Source organism: Mesorhizobium sp. M7A.F.Ca.CA.001.04.2.1 (assembly GCF_003998485.1).
Taxonomy (GTDB): Bacteria; Pseudomonadota; Alphaproteobacteria; order Rhizobiales; family Rhizobiaceae; genus Mesorhizobium; species Mesorhizobium ciceri.
The window spans coordinates 26,800-45,318 of the sequence record NZ_RZQT01000013.1; the positions used below are offsets into that span (position 1 = coordinate 26,800).

18 protein-coding genes are annotated in these 18,519 nt (G+C 62.0%); 12 read left to right on the forward strand and 6 right to left on the reverse strand.

The window, feature by feature from the left end; all coding sequences use genetic code 11:
- Entirely contained in the window at positions 1–723 is a 723-nt protein-coding gene (gene flgF / locus EN955_RS06620; RefSeq protein WP_013529801.1) for a flagellar basal-body rod protein FlgF, read from the reverse strand.
- Positions 724–730: 7 nt separating this feature from the next.
- Positions 731–2,542 carry a DUF1217 domain-containing protein gene (locus EN955_RS06625; protein ID WP_024502684.1) on the reverse strand — a complete coding sequence of 604 codons (1,812 nt, stop codon included), beginning with the start codon at positions 2,540–2,542 and terminating at the stop codon, positions 731–733.
- A gap of 147 nt (positions 2,543–2,689) precedes the next feature.
- Between EN955_RS06625 and motA the strand changes: the two genes are divergently transcribed.
- Genes motA through EN955_RS06655 form a run of 6 tightly spaced genes read left to right on the forward strand, consistent with a single transcriptional unit; the run spans position 2,690 to position 7,528 of the window.
- Positions 2,690–3,565, forward strand: coding sequence for a flagellar motor stator protein MotA (motA, locus tag EN955_RS06630; RefSeq protein ID WP_013529803.1), 876 nt, complete (start codon positions 2,690–2,692; stop codon positions 3,563–3,565).
- Between the two features lie 32 nt (positions 3,566–3,597).
- Positions 3,598–4,545, forward strand: coding sequence for a FliM/FliN family flagellar motor switch protein (locus EN955_RS06635; protein WP_013529804.1), 948 nt, complete (start codon positions 3,598–3,600; stop codon positions 4,543–4,545).
- Between the two features lie 16 nt (positions 4,546–4,561).
- The gene (fliN, locus tag EN955_RS06640) at positions 4,562–4,948 is read left to right on the forward strand and encodes a flagellar motor switch protein FliN (protein WP_023809994.1); all 387 of its coding nucleotides are present in this window, start codon (positions 4,562–4,564) and stop codon (positions 4,946–4,948) included.
- A 43-nt stretch (positions 4,949–4,991) separates the two neighbouring features.
- Positions 4,992–6,002: a flagellar motor switch protein FliG gene (locus EN955_RS06645; RefSeq protein WP_013529806.1), complete on the forward strand. Its 1,011-nt coding sequence runs from the start codon at positions 4,992–4,994 to the stop codon at positions 6,000–6,002.
- Between the two features lie 9 nt (positions 6,003–6,011).
- Positions 6,012–7,094, forward strand: a complete 1,083-nt coding sequence (gene flhB, locus EN955_RS06650; RefSeq protein ID WP_024502683.1) for a flagellar biosynthesis protein FlhB — start codon at positions 6,012–6,014, stop codon at positions 7,092–7,094.
- Positions 7,091–7,528 (forward strand): hypothetical protein, encoded by a 438-nt coding sequence (locus EN955_RS06655; RefSeq protein ID WP_024502682.1) that lies wholly within the window; start codon positions 7,091–7,093, stop codon positions 7,526–7,528. The genes flhB and EN955_RS06655 overlap by 4 nt, the downstream gene beginning before the upstream one ends.
- A 34-nt stretch (positions 7,529–7,562) precedes the next feature.
- On the opposite strand, the gene EN955_RS06660 is transcribed toward EN955_RS06655, so the two are convergent.
- The 4 genes from EN955_RS06660 to EN955_RS06675 all read right to left on the reverse strand — a co-directional run bounded on the left by EN955_RS06660 (position 7,563) and on the right by EN955_RS06675 (position 11,411).
- Positions 7,563–8,333, reverse strand: coding sequence for a helix-turn-helix transcriptional regulator (locus EN955_RS06660; RefSeq protein WP_024502681.1), 771 nt, complete (start codon positions 8,331–8,333; stop codon positions 7,563–7,565).
- Positions 8,330–9,040: a helix-turn-helix transcriptional regulator gene (locus tag EN955_RS06665; protein ID WP_024502680.1), complete on the reverse strand. Its 711-nt coding sequence runs from the start codon at positions 9,038–9,040 to the stop codon at positions 8,330–8,332. Before EN955_RS06665 ends, EN955_RS06660 begins: the two co-directional genes overlap by 4 nt.
- Positions 9,041–9,591: 551 nt before the next feature.
- Entirely contained in the window at positions 9,592–10,623 is a 1,032-nt protein-coding gene (locus EN955_RS06670) for a histone deacetylase family protein (protein ID WP_024502679.1), read from the reverse strand.
- 26 nt (positions 10,624–10,649) lie between these two features.
- Positions 10,650–11,411, reverse strand: a complete 762-nt coding sequence (locus tag EN955_RS06675; protein WP_245265318.1) for a TetR/AcrR family transcriptional regulator — start codon at positions 11,409–11,411, stop codon at positions 10,650–10,652.
- A 154-nt stretch (positions 11,412–11,565) separates the two neighbouring features.
- Between EN955_RS06675 and EN955_RS06680 the strand changes: the two genes are divergently transcribed.
- The 6 genes from EN955_RS06680 to EN955_RS06705 all read left to right on the forward strand — a co-directional run bounded on the left by EN955_RS06680 (position 11,566) and on the right by EN955_RS06705 (position 18,516).
- On the forward strand, positions 11,566–13,245 hold the full coding sequence (locus EN955_RS06680) for an amidohydrolase (RefSeq protein WP_024502678.1): 1,680 nt from the start codon (positions 11,566–11,568) through the stop codon (positions 13,243–13,245).
- Between the two features lie 141 nt (positions 13,246–13,386).
- Complete coding sequence (locus EN955_RS06685; protein WP_024502677.1) at positions 13,387–14,481, forward strand: ABC transporter ATP-binding protein; 1,095 nt, start codon at positions 13,387–13,389, stop codon at positions 14,479–14,481.
- Between the two features lie 2 nt (positions 14,482–14,483).
- Positions 14,484–15,404: an ABC transporter permease gene (locus EN955_RS06690; protein WP_013529815.1), complete on the forward strand. Its 921-nt coding sequence runs from the start codon at positions 14,484–14,486 to the stop codon at positions 15,402–15,404.
- Positions 15,397–16,197, forward strand: a complete 801-nt coding sequence (locus tag EN955_RS06695; protein ID WP_013529816.1) for an ABC transporter permease — start codon at positions 15,397–15,399, stop codon at positions 16,195–16,197. The genes EN955_RS06690 and EN955_RS06695 overlap by 8 nt, the downstream gene beginning before the upstream one ends.
- A gap of 23 nt (positions 16,198–16,220) precedes the next feature.
- Entirely contained in the window at positions 16,221–17,255 is a 1,035-nt protein-coding gene (locus EN955_RS06700) for an extracellular solute-binding protein (RefSeq protein ID WP_024502676.1), read from the forward strand.
- A 64-nt stretch (positions 17,256–17,319) separates the two neighbouring features.
- Complete coding sequence (locus EN955_RS06705) at positions 17,320–18,516, forward strand: serine hydrolase (protein ID WP_024502675.1); 1,197 nt, start codon at positions 17,320–17,322, stop codon at positions 18,514–18,516.
- Positions 18,517–18,519 lie beyond the last annotated feature (3 nt).

Below are 18,519 nucleotides of genomic sequence, written 5' to 3' on the forward strand. Positions count from 1 at the left end.
CTATTTCGAGCCGAGCGTCTTGATCGCCTCGTCGGTGGACGAGTCGGTCTGGCGCATCAGGGCGGCGGTGTTCTCGAAGGCGCGCTGGACCATGATCAACCTGGTGATCTCCAGCACCGGATTGACATTGGACTCTTCGAGAAAACCTTGGGCAACGCCGATATCGGAGCGATCGGTGACAGGCTCCGGGGTGCGTGCCGGAACAATGCCGGAATTGCCATAGCGGACGAAGTTCGCGCCTGGATCGAAATTGTAGAGGCCGATCGATCCGACAAGCTGATCGTTCTGGCGCAACGAACCATCGGCCCCGGCCTTGGGCGGACCGTTGCGGGGGTCAAGCTGGATCGGCGAGCCGCCGGCATCGAGCACCGGGTGGCCTTCGATCGACATCAGTTCGCCGTTCTCGTTCATTGAAAAACGGCCGTCGCGGGTCATGACGGTGCCGACCGGCGTCTCTATGGCGAACCAGGCATCGCCCTGGATGGCGAAATCGAAGGGATTTCCGGTCTCGCTCAAGGCACCGTGGGCGCCGGAAAGGTAGGTCTTGCCCGGGGAGGCGAATGACACCGATTTCTGCCCGGTGCCAGAGACGACGTCCTCGAACTTCACGCCGGTGGCGCGAAAGCCGATCGTGGAGGCGTTGGCGACGTTGTCGGCGATGGTGTCGAGGCGCCGCTCGAGCGCGATCTGCGATGAAAGAGCGACGTACAGGCTGTCCCGCATGATGGTCTCAGAACCTCAGTTTCTGCATGGCCATCATCAGGTCGGTGGAGATGCCGACGGTGAGTGGCTGGGCAAACAGCACGCTGACCGAGGTGACGGCCGATGAAGTCGGGTTGTTGATCTCGTACATGCTGGTGAAGCGCGTCAGGAACTTGCCGAGTTTCTCGGGGTCGGAGAAATCCGAAATGTCGAGTTTCTGCTCGAACAGCTGCGCCTGCTTGTCGACATCGGCGGTGGCGAAGGAATCGGGCAGGCCGAGCACGGTGCGCACGACACTGGCAAGCGCAGTGTCGGCCAGCACGTCATACCAACTGGTGATGGTTGGGGCCTTGCGATCGAAATAAAGCGCCAGCCGCACGCCCTGGTTGGTCTGGCCGGCATCCTCTTCGAGGGTCTGGCGCATGTATTTGTCGACGGTCGGCTGCTGCGCCGGATTGATGGTGGTGGCCGCTTCGCCATATTGTTCGAAGTTGAAGGCGGCGGCCAGCCCGGCATAGGCCTTGTTCGTCATCTTGTTGGCGACGCTGTCGGCGTCGCGAATGCCACCGGCAAGAACGTTGCGGATGAGGTCCTTGCTTTCCGTCGCCGGGTCCAGTCCGTAGGCCGAGAGCACGTAGTTGTACAATCGGCTGTTGGCCATCAGGTCGTCGATGGATTTCACGTTCGTGACGTTGGCAAGGTAGTACGCGGTCTCCGACTTGATGTAGTCCGCATTCGGCGCGATCAGGCCAAGCGCCGACTCCGTCGTATAGATTTTCGGCGTGTCTTTCTGCACTTCGTCGCGCGACGTTGTCTGATCGCCATATTGGGCAAAGTTGAAGGCCGTGACGAAGTTGGCGTACCGTTTATCCGTCAGCTTGTTTGCTGGGCTGTCGGGGTCGCTGACGCCGCCCTCGAGCATTGTGCGGATCTGCTGCGGCGTTTCGGTTGACGCATCAAGTCCGTAGGAAGCCATGGCGAAGGTGAGCAGGCGCTTGTCCGCCATGAGGTTGTCGATCGACGTCACCTTGGAAATGTTTGCCGCGTAATAATCGGCCTCGCCCTTGATATATTGCGCGCTTGGCTCGACCAATGTCAGTCCGGCTCCGGCCATGTATCCTTTCGGCACCGCCTGCTGGACATCGTCGCGCATGGTCGTCTGATCGCCATACTGGGCGAAGTCGAAGGCTGCGACGAATTTGGCGTAGCTCTTGTCGGGCAGTTTGTTGGCGGGACTGTCGGGATCGCTGACGCCACCTTCGAGCATCGCCTTGACGGTTGCGGCAGGTTCGGTTGCGGCGTCGAGTCCGAAAGCGGCCATCGCATATGTCAGCAGGCGGCTGTCGCCCATCAGGTCGTCGACCGATTTAACCTTGGCGATGTTGGTGACGTAGTAGGCGGTTTCGCTCTGGTAGTAAGGGAGCCCCTTCTGCGAGGCGCCGATCTGGACTTGCAGCGCATAGTTGCTGGTCACCAGTTGCTGCGCCTTGTTGTAGACAGTCGTACTGGTGCCGTTGGCCGCGAAATTGAAGGCCCTGACGAATTCGGCGTAACGCTTGTCGGTCAGCTTGTTGGCGAAGCTGTTGGGATCGGAGACGCCTTCCTTGAGTGCCTTGACCATGAAGGCCTTGGCGTAAGCCATGTCCTCGAGCCCGTAGGCCTTCATGGCATATTTGAACAAACGGTCATTCTTGACGAAATCGTCGATCGATTTCACCTTGGTGATGTTGTCCAGATAATACTTGGTGTCGCGATCAACCACGGGCTGCTGCTCGATCCTGTCGATCGACTTTGAAATGTCCCTGGTGATGAGCTGGTAGCTGGTAAAGGTATTAAGCAAAGAGGTGCCTCCGGCCGAAGCTATGTCGGGACAATACCCCTACTTCCTTGCGCGAAACTGAATCGTCTCCGACGCCTTCGATTCAAGCCTCACACAAGGCACGGGGGCTATCCCTAGCTCCTGATGTGAAATGCGGAAGGACCTGTCGTGGGCATTCTGATTGGACTGGTGGTAACGCTCGGCTGCGTCCTTGGCGGCTTCATGGCCATGGGCGGCCATCTTCACGTGCTGATCCAGCCCTGGGAGGCAGTGATCATCTGTGGTGCGGCTTTTGGCACCTTCCTCGTCGCCAATCCGATGAAGACGGTCAAGGATACCGGCAAGGGCATTCTCGAAGCTTTCAAGCAGGCGGTGCCGAAGGAACAGGACTATCTCGAAACGCTCGGCGTGCTGCACTCGCTGATGCGCGAGCTGCGCTCGAAATCCCGCAGCGAGGTCGAGGCGCATATCGACAATCCGGAAGAGTCGGCGATTTTCCAGGCGTTCCCAACCGTGCTGCATAACCACGATCTGACGCATTTCATCTGCGACTACTGCCGCATCATCATCATCGGCAATGCCCGCTCGCACGAGATCGAGGCGCTGATGGACGAAGAAATCCAGACCATCAGGTCCGACAAGATGAAGGCCTATCACGCGATGGTGGCGGTGGGCGATGGCCTACCGGCGCTCGGCATCGTCGCCGCCGTGCTCGGCGTGGTCAAGGCGATGGGCGCGCTCGACCAGTCGCCGGAAATTCTCGGCGGTTTGATTGGTGCCGCACTTGTCGGAACGTTCCTCGGCATCTTCCTGTCCTATTCGGTGGTCGGACCGGTCGCCACCAAGATCAAGACAGTGCGCGAGAAGAAGAACCGCCTCTATATCATCGTCAAGCAGACGCTGTTGGCCTACATGAACGGCGCGCTGCCGCAGGTGGCGATCGAGTTCGGCCGCAAGACCATCTCGTCCTATGAACGGCCGACGATCGACGCGGTCGAGCAGAGCACGATGAATACCGGCACCGTCGAAAAGAAGGCCGCCTGAACGATGCGCGACAGATCGGTCCCGGCACTGTCATGACCAGCCTGGGCAGTCCAGCGGAAGCGCGCTCGCTGATCATCGAGCGTCTGGTCGGCGACAGCGGCGAGGCCGCGCAGGTCATCGACGCAGGCCGCGCCATGGCCGAACGCGCCGTGCCGCTGCTGCAGAAAACCCTGACCAGCGAGTTTGGCGTTCCGGTCGTCGTCGATCTCAAAGCGATCGAGGTCAGCCGCGTTCCCGAGGCGCGTTCGCGTGCCGGCGACACGTTTGCGATGACCGTGATCGGCTCGTCGGCGTCCTCCGATGCGATGACCCTGGTGATCGATGCTCCGGCGATCGCCATCATGGTCTGCACGCTGTTCGGCGGCGACCCGGATCTGCCGGCATCGCCGATCGAACGCGATCTGTCGCAAATCGAAATCGATGTTTCGACCATGGTGTTCCAGCAGGTCGCACAGGCCCTCAACGGATCGGGAAAGCGTTCGCTCGACCTGCGCCTGCCCGCGCCGCGGGCAATGTCGGGCACCGAGGCGAAGCGGTACGTGCTGCGCGATGGCGCGGCAATCCGCATCGTGCTTGGCATCTCGACGCCGGCCGACAGTGGCACCGTGACGGTGACGATGCCGCAGCGCGTCGTGCTGGCCAGCCGCGACGGAGCCGTGCCTGTCAGCGACGACGATCACGGCCCCAGCTGGCGCGCCCGCTTTTCGGAAGAGGTGATGCGCTCCACCGTGGCGCTCGAGGCCACGATGCCGCTGGCGCGGCTGACGCTCGGCGACCTCGCCGGTTTCGAAATCGGCGACGTCATCGAATTCGAGGAAACGGCCCAGTCCCAGGCGCGTCTCAGCGCACGGGGCAAGACGCTGTTCGTATGCGAGTTCGGCAAACTGGGACAGAATTACACCGTCCGGATCAGGCAACCTTACGATGCCGGGCAGGACTTTATCGACGGGCTGATGCCGGCTGCCGCCGGACGCGCCTGAGCATTTGGAGACGATCATGGCCAAAACCAAGGCGGAAGCCGACCTCGACCAGCCGGACGAGCAACTCGACCGTGCCATCGAAGAGTTGCGCGGGGTCCTGCATGAAGAGGAGCAACGTCCCGATGCGGCGTTCAGGGCGGCCTCATCGGCCAATTCGAGCGTGATCATGAACATCCCCGTCGATGTCCAGATCATCCTCGGCAGCACCGAGATGCCGGTCTCCGATCTGATGGCGCTGCAAAAAGGGTCGACCGTGGCGCTCAATCGCCGCATCGGCGAACCTGTCGACGTCGTGGTCAACGGCCGAAAGATCGCGCGCGGCGAGATCACCGTTCTGGAAAGCGATCCTTCGCGCTTCGGCATCAGGCTGACCGAAATCATCGCCGGCACGAAGGGCGCCTAGACATGGTTTGCGGGGCTTGCCGGTGGCAGCGGAGGCGAGTGGCATGACGACGCCGGTGACCTTGACCCGCGCGCAGAAGGCGGCCGCCATACTTGTGGCGATGGGCAAGCCGTCGGCCAGCCGCCTGCTGAAATTCTTCAAGCAGGAAGAACTGAAGGCCCTGATCGAGGGCGCCCGGCTGCTGCGGACGATTCCGCAAAGCGATCTTGAGCGCATTGTCGCTGAGTTCGAGGCCGAATTCACCGAAGGGGCGGGATTGCTCGATTCCGCCGACAGGATGGACACCATCCTCAACGAATCGCTCTCGCCCGAAGAGATGAGCGCGATCATGGGCGACAGGAAATTCGAGGTCGCACCGGAAGGCCCGCCGCCGATCTGGCCCGAGCTCGAAAAGCTCGAGCCGGCGCGGCTTGGCGCCTTCCTGGCCGGTGAGCATCCGCAGACAGCGGCCATGGTGTTGTCGAAGCTGGCGCCGCAGGTGGCGGCGAGCGTGCTGCTGACACTGACCAAGCCGATGCGTGGAGAAATCATCAAGCGCATGGTGACGATGGCCAATGTTCCCGACGCTGCCGCCAGGATCGTCGAAAACCGGTTGCGCACCAGTGTGCTGGCCGAAACCTCGACCAAAGACACCTCGGCCGGGCAGGCGCGTGTCGCCAGCGTCCTCAACGAACTCGACAAGCCGCTGCTCGAGGAGGTGATGCAGGATCTGGAAGCCGCCGGCACGCCTGATCTCGACGGCGTGCGAGCCCGGCTGTTTGCTTTCGACGATCTGCCGCTGCTCACCCAGAAAGCGCGGGTGCTGCTGTTCGACGGGCTGTCGACGGAGCTGGTCACGCTGGCCTTGCGTGGCACGTCGGCCGCCCTTGCAGAATCGGTGCTGTCGGCCATCGGCGCCCGCTCGCGGCGCATGATCGAAGCCGAGCTCGGGCAGGGCTCGGACGGGATCCCCCTCGCCGATATCATGGCGGCCCGCAAGACGATCGTTACGACGACGATCCGGCTGTCGCGCGAAGGCGCCTTCGAACTCCCCTCGACCCAAGACGCCGCCTAGGACCGCGCCATGGCTGACGCGGTCGACAAGGATTCGAAAACCGAAGAGGCGACGGAAAAGAAGATCCGCGACACCATCGAACAGGGCAAGCTGCCCCATTCGCGGGAGACAGCGCTCTTTGCCTCGTTCGTTGCCATACTGGTGTTCACCGTCTTCTACGCCAAGGATGCGATCATCGATCTCGGCATGTTCCTGTCGATGTTCCTGGAGAAGCCGGAAGCCTGGCCAATGGACACCGAGACCGACGTCATCGCGCTTTACAAGATCGTCCTGCTCGAGGTCGGCCGCGCCGTCCTGAGCTTGATGGTGCTGCTGACCGTCGCCGGCGTCGGCGCCTCGGTGTTCCAGAACATGCCGCAATTCGTAGGCGAGCGGGTCCGGCCGCAACTCTCGCGCATTTCGATCGCCAAGGGTTGGAACAGGCTGTTCGGCATCCAGGGTTGGGTCGAGTTCCTGAAGTCACTCGGCAAGGTCGGGTTTGCCATCGTCGTGCTGAGCTTCACCCTGTCGGAAGACCACCGCAAGCTGCTCGCAGGCATGATCACCAATCCGGTCGCCTTCGGTCTCGTCATCCGCGGCATCGCCGTCGACATCCTGGTGGCCATCGTCTTCGTCATGGGGCTGATCGCGGCAGTCGACATCGTCTGGTCGCGCTTCCACTGGAAGCAGGATCTGCGCATGAGCAAGCAGGAGGTCAAGGACGAGTTCAAACAGTCCGAGGGCGACCCGATCGTCAAGTCGCGGCTGCGCTCCCTGGCGCGCGACCGGGCGCGCAAACGGATGATGACGGCTGTGCCGCGCGCGACGCTGATCATCGCCAACCCGACGCACTTCTCGATCGCGCTGAAATATGTGCGCGACGAGGACTCGGCGCCCATGGTGCTGGCCAAGGGCCAGGATCTGGTGGCGCTCAAGATTCGTGAGATCGCGCGGGAACACAACATCCCGATCTTCGAGGACGTGGCGCTCGCCCGCTCCATGTACAAGCAAGTTTCGGTCGATAATGTGATCCCGTCACAATTCTACCAGGCCGTCGCCGAACTGGTGCGGATCGTCTACTCGAAAAAGGCTGAGCGCAGACAGATTTCATGAACCGGCAACCGCACGCAAAATCCCGCGAGATCATCGTCGCCAGCGCCATCGAGCAGGTGGTGGGCGAACTGAGGCTGATCGATGTCGCCGACTACATCGCCTTTATCCGACTGGAGCATTTCGCATGCCTGTCGGACCTGGTCGATTCAGCGGTTGAGTTGTTCTTCATGCCGGGCACTCTGCGGCTCGGCCATGGTGGTGAGGCGCATGTCGACTGGAGCGGCAGCCCGCGCATCGTGCTCGATCTGGAACTGAGGCCGCCCGGCGTCACCGTCTATTTCCAGCTGACGCTGAGCGAGCTCGGCGCGTCGGTGGCGGTCAACTACGTATCGTTCGAGAAGCCGGGCGAAGACCCGGAGCGCAACACGGCGCTGCTCGAAGCGGTGATCGAAGAGGCGCGTATCCGCAAGGTCGAGCCGCTGGCCTATCGCTGATCGTCGGTCGCTTTCGAAGCGCTGCCGAATTCCCCTATTCGATCAAGCCCAGCCGCAGCGCCTTGGCAACGGCCTGGTTGCGATTGACGGCGTTGAGCTTCTGGGTCGATTGGGTCAGATACTGGTTGGCGGTGTGCACCGACAGTTTCAGGAGTCGCGCGATCTCCTCGCTGGTGTTGCCGTTGGCGGTCAGCTTCAGGCATTCGAGTTCGCGCTTGGAGATTGCACGCATGCGGCCGGCATCGCTCGGGCGGATGCGGGCGACTGCGGCGAACAACGAAAAGCAACGAGCGTGGATCTCGTAGAGAGCGTCCTGCGACAGGGTGATCTCCGAGCCCAGGAAAACGACAAGGCCGCATTGGCCGCGGTCGGCGTGGACGGGGAAGGCGATGCCGCTGGTGCCGGGCGCCAGCGGCGCCATCTGCTGCGTCCAGGCGAGATTGCCGAACATCTCGGCCATGGCGGTGACGCCGTCATCCGTCCACCAGCGCGGTTCGGTCGAGATGCGCGTGTGACGCACGATCTCCTCGCCATTGGCGCCTGAAATGAACTTCGTCGCCACGGCAATCCCGGGATAGTCGGAATCAAGGCAAGGAACGAGCCGCGCCCGTTCGGGCGAGGGGCTGACGAAGAACAGGCCGAAAGCCGAGGCGTTGATGTCGACGGCGATCCAGCGGCAGCGGCGCACGGCGTCGGGAATGGTGACCGCGTGATGGGTTTCGGAGCTAAGGGTGAAGGCGCCGAACGGCTTGCGCTGCTCGTTGAAAAGGGCTTCGGCGGCTTCCTTGATATCGGCGTGTTTCAAATGATGCCGCTCCTGATCGCCGTGGCGATGGCCATCGCGCGGTTGCTGGCCGCGAATTTCTGGATGGCGTGGGTGATGTAGCTGTTGACGGTGTTGGAGGAGACGCCAAGGATGACGGCGACCTCGTCGGTGGTCTTGCCTTCGGAAACCCAGAACAGGCATTCGCGCTCGCGATCCGACAACGGGTCCTGCATGGCGGCGGCGGCAATCAGTTGCGGGATGTGCGAGAGCGCGTAGCAGCATTTCAGCTGCGCGCGCATCAGCGCCGGCTGGTCGATGCTGCCGGCGGTCGCCGCAGAGAACAGGGCAAACAGGCGCTGGCGGCCGACATTGAGGCGCAGCGAATAGATTTCGGCATGGCCGAGCACGTCGAGAAGGCGGGCTTCCTCGCCGGTGACCAATCCGTCTGCCTCTGGTGCTTGAGATGCCACCAGCGGCTGTGGGCGGATGCCTGGCGCGACGGTGAGCGCGCCTTGCGCAAGCCCGGCGATCAATCGCTTGCCGATCAGCTCGATGGCATCGAAAATCCAGTTGGAGGAGACGATGCGCGCATCGTTGCGGTCCTGGTCGTGGACGATGGCGACCAACATGTAGCTGTCGGCGCCGATCTCGGCGGTCAGTTGCATGAAAAAGCTGGTGAGATCGCCGCGCGACGTCAGGCGCGAGCCCAATGTGTCGGATTGAAGACGTGCGGCGGGACTGCTCATTCTTGTTGCTTTTGGCCGGAATCGTTTCTGCTGTCCGGATACTGGAAGCCAGCCGCCGAACCCGAATACGCATTACTTTGACGAAGACACACGCGTGGCGCAGGGCTGCACCGAACCAAATCCCGAATCCATTCAGGGAACGCGAAGCCGTCCGCGTCTGGTGCCGGAAAAGCTCCGGAACAAAAGACTTTGGGTGGTCGCCGCGCCCCCCAGGACCGGCTGATTCGGGTCTAATCTACCCGCAGTTGAATCTGACATCAAACGCGATTTGACAAAATCGAATCCGGTGGACTCATGTGCGACTCACAAGTCGGTTTTCGCGCCCTGGACAGAAGACCGGGACGCGAAAGTCTTCGCCGGCCACCTCGGCGGCTGGTCGATTTCGCCAGGCTCGGGAGCATTGGACAGACGGGCGCGCCGGTTGCTGTGCCGAAGACTGGTGCCTTGGCCCGATAGTGGGAGCCGGGCGATGTTGCCGCCCGGTCCCGGTGGTCCTTTGCTTATGCCTGTCGTTGTCCCAAAACCGCCAGATGCTCCTGGACGACAGGCATTTACCGATCCTCGAACCCGGTCAGCACGCCGACCGCGTTGATGCCGATCTCCTCGACGGCATAGCCGCCTTCCATGACGAACAGCGTCGGCAGGCCGAGCCTGGCGATGCGGCGGCCGATCTTGGGATAATCAGACGTCTTCAGCTTGAACTGGCTGATCGGGTCCTTCTCGAACGTATCGACACCCAGCGAGACGATGACGACATCCGGTGCATAAGCGGCGAGCCTGCCGCAGGCATCCTCGAGCGAGGCGTTCCATGCATCCCAGTCGGTGCCGAAGGGCATCGGATAATTGATGTTGAAGCCTTCGCCGGCACCCGCGCCGCGTTCGTCGGCATGGCCGAGGAAGAACGGGTACTCGACCATCGGATCGCCATGCAGATTGAGCACCTGGACGTCGGCACGGTCGTAGAAGATCTCCTGCGTACCGTTGCCGTGATGGTAGTCGACATCGAGGATCGAGATGCGTTTGGCGCCGTGGTCGCGGAACCATTGCGCGGCGACAGCGGCGTTGTTGATGTAGCAATAGCCGCCCATGAAGCCAGCCCCGGCATGGTGGCCGGGTGGACGGCAGAGCGCGAAGGCGGAAGCCTCGCCATCCTTGAGCAGGCCGGCGGCGGTCAGCGCTACGTCGTAGGAAGACTTGATCGCGGCCCACGTGCCTTCGACGAAAGTGGCGCCGGCATCGAAGGAATAATAGCCGAGCAGCGCGTCGACGCGCTTTGGCGGCACGTCGCCGCGCAGGCCGCGCGTCGGCCAGGTGAAGGGCATCGCCGTGCCTGTGAGGCCTGCTTCCAGCCATTGCGGCCAGACCGTCGGGAGAAAGTCGATATAGTCTGATTTGTGGATGCGCTTGGCGGCGGCGAGGTCATGTTCGTGCGGCGCGATGATGGGACCCAGTTTCTCGCTTTCGACCCGAGCCTTGATGAATTCGGCCCTCGATGGCTTCTCGAAACCCGGCACGATGGCTGATGTGACCAGTTCCATTTGACCGGCATGGCCGGCGTGAAGGGGGGAGAAAACAGTCTTCATAAATTCCTCTCGAAGTGCGAAATCAGTCAAGATTCAAGATTGAGATAAGGGCTCACCAGAGCGAGCCACATTCTTTCCACATCGTCCTCGATGAGGTCGTATGTCTTGCGGTCTCTTTTCAGCCCGACAAGCCGGCAGGCGTGCCCGACGTCCATCATCAGCACGCCGAGCCGGCTGGCGATCTTGTCTTCAAGTGCCGGGTTCACATGCTGCAGCCATGCGGCGTAGAGCGCGATGATCTGCTCGTCATATTCGTTCTGGATCGGCCTGAGGTCGGCGTTGCCTGAAATGGCCTCGATCACCGGCATCAGGCTGGCGTTTTCGAGGTAGAGTCTGGACGTGTCGATGAAGAGCTTGCGCACTTCCTGCCGAAACTCTTCACGGTTGGTGGGCGGGGCGACCTTGATACGCTTGGCGATCACCTCGGGAAAGGATGACAGCCAGCGCCGGGCGAGGTCCAGAAGAATGGCTTCCTTGTTGGGAAAGTATTGGTAGATCGAACCAACCGACAAGCCTGCGCGCTGCGCAATGGCGAGCGTCGTCGGCGTTTTGGTTCCTTGCTCCCGCGTCAAGACCAGCGCTGCGTCGAGAATCCGGTCGACCACCTTGCTGGAGCGTTGTTGCCGCGGCTGTTTGCGCGGTTCGAGCGCTATCCTGGTTTTGCGGTCGAGACTGCGCTTCACCGTCCGATGTCCTCGTTCCCCGCCCGGTCTCAACATGGTGGGAGCTTGCTGTCCACGACACATTCCAGATTCGGTATGTTGACAAACGCGAATAATCAGTCGCATTCTTTATCCACGCTGCCTCTTGGGATGACAAGGGGAATTTCCAAGACAGCGCGCTGGCATTCTTTTTCGTCCCATGGCGCCGCTCCGGTGGAGTGGCAGGTCGTTGGCCAAGAGGTTGTCGGTCTCAGTCAGTCGTCAAAAGCGCGGAGTCGCGATGTCTGTCACAGGTGCAGGTCACAATGCGGATCTGATCGTCATCAATGGTCGTGTACTGACCATCGACGACGACAATCCCACCGCCGAGGCCGTCGCCGTCAAGGACGGCGCAATCATCGCCATCGGCAGCCGCGCCTCCATCGAAGAGTTCAAGGGACCGGCCACCAAGGTAATCGACGCCAAGGGCGGCTCCGTCCTGCCGGGTTTCATCGAAGCCCACATGCATCTGTTTTCGGGCGGGGCTGAACTTGCCCACCTTCAACTCACCGGTATCCATGGCTTCGAGGCGCTGCAGAAGGCGATCCGCGACTATGCGCCTACCCGGCCCGACGCGAAGATGCTGGTCGGCCAAGGCGTCGACTACACCGTGCTCGGCAGCGAGCGCGTGACGCGCCATCACCTCGACGCCATTTTGCCCGATCGTCCGTTCTGCATGGCGGCGCCCGACCATCACACCATGTGGGCCAACACCAAGGCGTTGGAAATGGCCGGCATCCTGCAGGGGCGCACGCTCGGCCCTGGCAATGAGATTGTCATGGATGACGATGGACTGGCCGCCGGCGAATTGCGCGAAGGCGAGGCCTTTGGCCCGGTGCTCGACCTTGCCGGCGAAAGCCGGGTGCGGCTGGGGCTGTCGACCGGCGGCGAGCCGGACCCGATGCCGACGGCGGCCGAGCGGGACGCCGACCGCGACATCATGCGGCGCGGGCTCGCCTGGTGCGCCCGCCACGGCATCACCTCGATCCAGAACATGGACGGCAACCTCTATCAGCTTGAGCTGCTGGCCGAGATCGAAGCCGAGGAAGGCTTGCCCTGCCGCGTCAAGATCCCGTTCCACTACAAGAATTTCATGACGCTCGACATGCTCGACAAGGCATCTGGTATGGCCGAAAGCTACAACAGCGAATGGCTGTCGTCGGGCATGGTCAAGGTGTTCTACGACGGGGTGCTCGACTCCTGGACAGCTGTCATGGTCGAGCCATACGCCGACCGGCCCGACTGGGTGGGCGAGCCGCTGTTCACGCCGCAACAATTCATCGATCTGGCCGTCGCGGCCGACAGGCGCGGGCTGCAGATCGCCGTGCACTCGATCGGCGACGGCGCGGTGCGCGCGGTGCTGGACGGTTATGAGGCGGCGCAGAAGGCGAACGGCAAGCGCGACAGCCGTCACCGGGTCGAGCACATCGAGGTCACCACCACATCGGATGTGCCGCGTTTCGCAGAACTCGGCGTCATTGCTTCCATGCAACCGCCGCATCCGCCCGGCGCCATGGATTTTCCGCTGGAGCCGACGGTGTCGCGCATCGGGCCGGCACGCTGGCCGCTGAGCTATGCCTGGCGAACCTTGAAGGATGCCGGCGCGCATGTCGTCTTCGCATCCGATTGGCCGGTGTCGCCGATCGATCCGATCCTGGGCATTCAGGCGGCAGTGTTGCGCAAACCATGGGCAGAAAGCGACCCGGACCAGAGTTTCTCGCTGCATGAAGCGATCGCCGGTTACACGATCGAGGGCGCCTACGCCGAATTCGCCGAGCACCGCAAGGGCACGCTGAGATCGGGCTACATGGCCGATCTGGTGGTTTTGTCGATGGATATCGAGAACACCGCCCCGGCCGATCTGCACAAGGTGCGGCCGGTGACGACGATTTGCGGCGGCAAGATCACCTATCAGGCCTGACTATGGCATGGGGCTTGCAGGCCTCAATGACTGACTGAACTGTGACCCAATGCCGGGCTTGCCAACCCACCGGCCATGTGGTCACATCGAACAGGGGAAGAGCTCCGCCAGCAAGAGCGGGGTCAACAGTGAGGCGTAATCGTGCCGGACAAACCGGATCGGAATGCGATTGAAGTAGTAAACGTCAGCAAAATTTTCGGATCAGGTGAGGGGCAGGTGGCTGCCCTCGACACGGTCTCGGTATCTATCCGCGAGAACGAATTCTTCACGTTGCTGGGGCCATCCGGCTGCGGCAAGACGACGTTGCTCAGGCTGATCGCCGGCTTCGATTTTCCAACCGCCGGTGAAATCCTGCTCTACGGCCAGGACATCGCGCCGCTGCCACCCTTCAAACGGCCGGTCAACACCGTTTTCCAATCCTATGCGCTGTTCCCGCACATGACGGTCGCCGACAATATCGGCTTTGGCCTGGAAATGCTGGGTAAGCCGAGGGCCGAGATCAAGGCGCGCGTCGCCGAGATGCTGAAGCTGGTCAAGATGGAGGCACTCGCCGGTCGTCGCACCAGCCAGATCTCCGGCGGCCAGCAGCAGCGCGTGGCCTTGGCCCGCGCCTTGGCACCGCAGCCGAAGGTGCTTTTGCTCGACGAGCCACTGTCGGCGCTCGACTACAAGCTGCGCAAGGAGATGCAGATCGAGTTGAAGCGGCTGCAGCACGAGACCGGCATCACCTTCATCTTCGTCACCCACGACCAGGAAGAAGCGCTGACCATGTCCGACCGCATCGCGGTCATGTCATCGGGCAAGATCCTCCAGGTCGGTTCGCCCTGGGATATCTACGACAAGCCGGCCGAACGCTTCGTCGCCGACTTTATCGGTGAAACCAACTTCCTGACGGCCGCTATCAGCGAGATGGCCAACGGCAAGGCGCGCGCCACGCTCAAGTCCGGTGCGACCATCGAGGCGACCGTGGCCCAGGGTTTCCAGCCCAAGCCCAATGCCACGGTCGTGGTTCGGCCTGAACACGCCAAGCTGACCAAGGGCAAGGGCGAACTGTCGGGGAGGGTCGACAACATCGTCTATTTCGGCACCGATACCCACATCCACGTTCATCTCGACAGTGGCGAACTCTTCACCGTACGCCAGCAGAACACGCGCAGCGCGGGCTGCGGTTTCGAGAAGGGCGACGCGGTCGGCATCCTCATCGGCAGCGATGCCGCCCAGGTCCTGAAGGACTGACGATGGCGACCGCGGAAGAAGTCGCCAAGGCAGCGGAGCGGCGCGATGTCCGTGACCGCTGGCTTTTGTCAGCACCAGCGCTGCTGGTCATTTTCCTCGCCGCGACCGGCCCTTTGCTGATCGTGCTCGTGTACTCGTTCCTGACGCCAGGCTCCTATGGCGACGTGAAGTGGCAGTTCTCGCCGGAAGCCTGGATAGCGGTGTTTCTGGAACGCGATATCTTCGACGACACGCTTTCGATCGCCGCGGCCCACGTCACCATCTTCCTGCGCTCGATCAAGCTCTCGGTGGTGACGACGATCGCCACCTTGGTGCTTGGTTTCCCGACCGCCTATTTCATGGCGACGCGCAGCGAAAAGACCCGCGATCTCTGGCTGTTCCTGATCACCATTCCGTTCTGGACCAACCTTTTGATCCGCACCTTCGCGGTGCTGCAGATCATCCGCAACGAAGGCATCATCAACACGATGCTGCTCAAGCTCGGCATCATCTCGGCGCCGATCCAGATCCTCTATACCGACACGGCGATCCTGATCGGCATGGCCTATGTCTACCTGCCGCTGATGGTGCTGCCGATCTACGCCAGTATGGAAAAGCTCGATTTCCGGCTGGTCGAGGCGGGCTACGACCTTTACGCCACGCGCTTCCAGGTGCTGCGGCGGATTATCTTTCCGATGGTCAAGCCGGGCGTCATCGCCGGCTCCATCCTGGTCTTCATTCCAGCGCTTGGCGCCTATGTGACGCCGAGCGTGCTTGGCGGCGGCAAGAACATGATGCTGTCCAACCTGATCGAATTGCAGTTCGGGCAGGGCCGCAACTGGCCACTCGGCTCGGCGCTGTCGATCGCCGTCATGATCATCGTCATGGTGGCGCTGCTTGCCTATGTGCGCAATGCCGGCAAGTCGGGGGTGCGTCATGGCTAAGAACTTTTCCATCAAGCACCAGCCAGGATTCAGCGCGATCGCCGCGACCTGCTTTATCGTGCTGTATCTGCCGATCATCGTGCTGGTCATCTATGCCTTCAACGCGGCGAGCTCGACCTCCGAATGGGGCGGCTTTTCGCTGAAATGGTTCCAGTCGGCATGGCAGAACACGCAGGTCGTCGATGCCACGCTGCGTTCCTTCCAGATCGGCTCCATCGCGGCGGTGCTCTCCACGATCTTTGCCACCATGGCGGCGCTCGCCACCACCCGCACCGCGTCCTATCCCGGCCTCACCTTCAAGTATGCGGCGATCAACCAGCCGCTGATGGTGCCCGAGATCGTCACCGGGGTGGCGCTGCTGATCTTCTTCTCGCGCATCAAGATCTTCACCGGTTATTCCGGCATCGGCTATCTGGTCGCCGCGCACACGGCGTTCTGCATTCCCTTTGCCTATTTGCCGATCCGGGCGCGGCTTGAGAATATGGACCTGACGCTGGAGCGTGCCGCAGCCGACCTCTACGCGACGCCCTGGAAGACGTTCCGGCGCATCACGTTGCCGCTTCTGTGGCCCGGCATCCTGGCCGGGCTGATGCTGGCCTTCGTCATCTCGCTCGACGACGTCGTCATCACCGAGTTCGTCAAATCGGGCGGCCAGGACACGCTGCCCACCTACATGCTCGGCCAGATCCGCCGCGGCATCACACCCGAGATCAACGCGATATCGACCGCCTTCCTGCTGCTCTCGGTTGCCATCGTCACGTTGTTTTTCTTCGTCAGCAGGAAACGAGACTGAACCGAAAAATGGGAGTTAAAACCATGAACTGGAAGACAACAGCAACCGCCATGGGGTTGGCGTTGCTCGCCTCGACGGGCCTGGCCCGCGCCGACGGCGTGCTCAACATCTACAATTGGGGCAACTACACCAGCCCCGACGTGATCAAGAAGTTCGAGGCCAAATACAACGTCAAGGTGACCATCACCGATTACGATTCCAACGACACCGCGCTGGCCAAGGTTCGCCAGGGCGGCACCGGCTTCGACATCGCGGTGCCGTCGCAGACCTACGTGCCGATCTGGATCAAGGAAGGTCTCCTGCTCGAGACGGATCCGGGCAAGATGGAGAACTTCAAGAACGTCGCGCCGGAATGGGCCAATCCTGAATTCGATCCGGGCCGCAAATATTCGGTGCCGTGGGCCTGGGGCACGATCGGCGTCGTCGTCAACACCGATGCCTACAAGGGTCCGGCCGACAGCTGGGGCATCGTCTTCAACACGCCAGACGAGCTAAAGGGCAAGGTCAACGTCGTTCCGGAGATGGGCGACGTCATCTTCGCGGCGATCAAATATGTCGGCGGCCAGCAGTGCACCGACGACAAGGCGGTGCTGAAGAAGGTGCGCGACCTTCTGGTGGCGGCCAAGCCGAACTGGATCGCGATGGAATACAACACCATCGAGAAGATGGGCGCCGGCGATTTCAAGGCGACCAGCGACTGGAACGGCTCGGCGCTGCGCCAGCGGCTGGCCAATCCGGCTATCCACTACAACTATCCGAAGGAAGGCTTTGGCCTGTGGAGCGACAACGTCGTCGTTCTGAAGGAAGCCAAGAACGTCGACAATGCCAAGCTGTTCCAGAACTTCATCATGGATCCGGAAAACGCGGCGGGCCTCTCGGCCTTCCACCGCTATGCCAATGCCATCAACGGCTCTGACAAGTACATGCCTGCCGACATGAAGGACGCGCCGGAAGTCGTCATTCCGGCCGATGCCAAGCCGAAAGGCGAATTCCAGAAGATGTGCCCGCCGGAAACGCAGGAACTCTACACCAAGATCTGGACCGAACTGCAGAAGTAATCGCTGCATGACAGACCCGGCGGCACATGCCGCCGGGTCTTTTCTTTTCCGGGAATGGCCTTTCATGGACTCCTATCGCAACAGCGATCCGCGGCCGCCGATCATGCAGGGCTCGCCGCCCGCCATGGTGCCGCCGAAGCTCGACTGGGACCGGCCGCCATGGAACCGCTGGGCGTTCCAGCACATCCGTGAAATTCTGCCGACCGCCGAAGTCTGGCGCGGCAACGGCCATCGCCGCCGTCTCGAACGCGCCGAGGTCGATCTTGACGGGCTGGCGGTCGAGGACAGCGAGGGCAAGCCGACGACACTCGCCGGGCTGCTCGACGAGACCTATACGGACGGTTTTCTGGTGCTCAAGGACGGCAAGATCGCCTATGAGCGCTATTTCAACGGCATGGGTGAGCGCACGCTGCACCTGTCGCAGTCGATGGCCAAGTCCGTCACCGGTTCGGTATTCGGCATACTGGTCGGGCGCCGCTTGATCGATCCGGCCAGGCCGGTCACGGATTATTTGCCGGAGCTCGGCGCCACCGGCTGGGCCGGCGCCAATGTGCAGCATGTGCTCGACATGACGAGCGGCGTGCGTTTCTCCGAGGAATATACCGACCGCTATTCCGACATCGGCCAAGTCGATGTCGCCACCGGCTGGAAGCCGGTGCCGCCGGGCAGCGATCCGGATTTTCGCTGGCCCTCGCACATGTTCGAGCTGATCCTGGGCTTGAAGGACACGATCCGTCCGCACGGGGCTCAATTCGAATACCGCTCGATCGAGACCGACGTGCTTGCTTTCATCATGGAGCGGGTGACAGGCAAACGGCTGCCGCAACTGGTTTCGGAAGAACTCTGGCAAAAGCTCGGCGCCGACGAAAGCGCCTGCTTCACCGTCGACAGCGCCGGCTATGCGGTGGCCGATGGCGGCTTCAATGCAACGTTGCGCGATTATGGCCGCTTCGGCCAATTGATCCTCGACAATGGTGGCGGCGTCGTGCCGGCCGGCTGGGTCGAGGACACGCGCAACGGCAGGCATGGGCCGGACTTCAGCCCCAGCCTGCCGGAGGGCAGCTATCGCAACCAGTTCTGGATCGAGGACCCGCGCTCGCGCGCACTGATGTGCCGCGGCGTGTTCGGTCAGATGATCCATATCGACTGGAACACCGGAATGGTCGTGGTGAAGCTTTCGACCTGGCCGGATTTCGCCAATGGTGCCTATTCCATAGCGACGCTGAAAGCCGTGCACGCTATCGCCACGGCGCTTCGCTGAGCC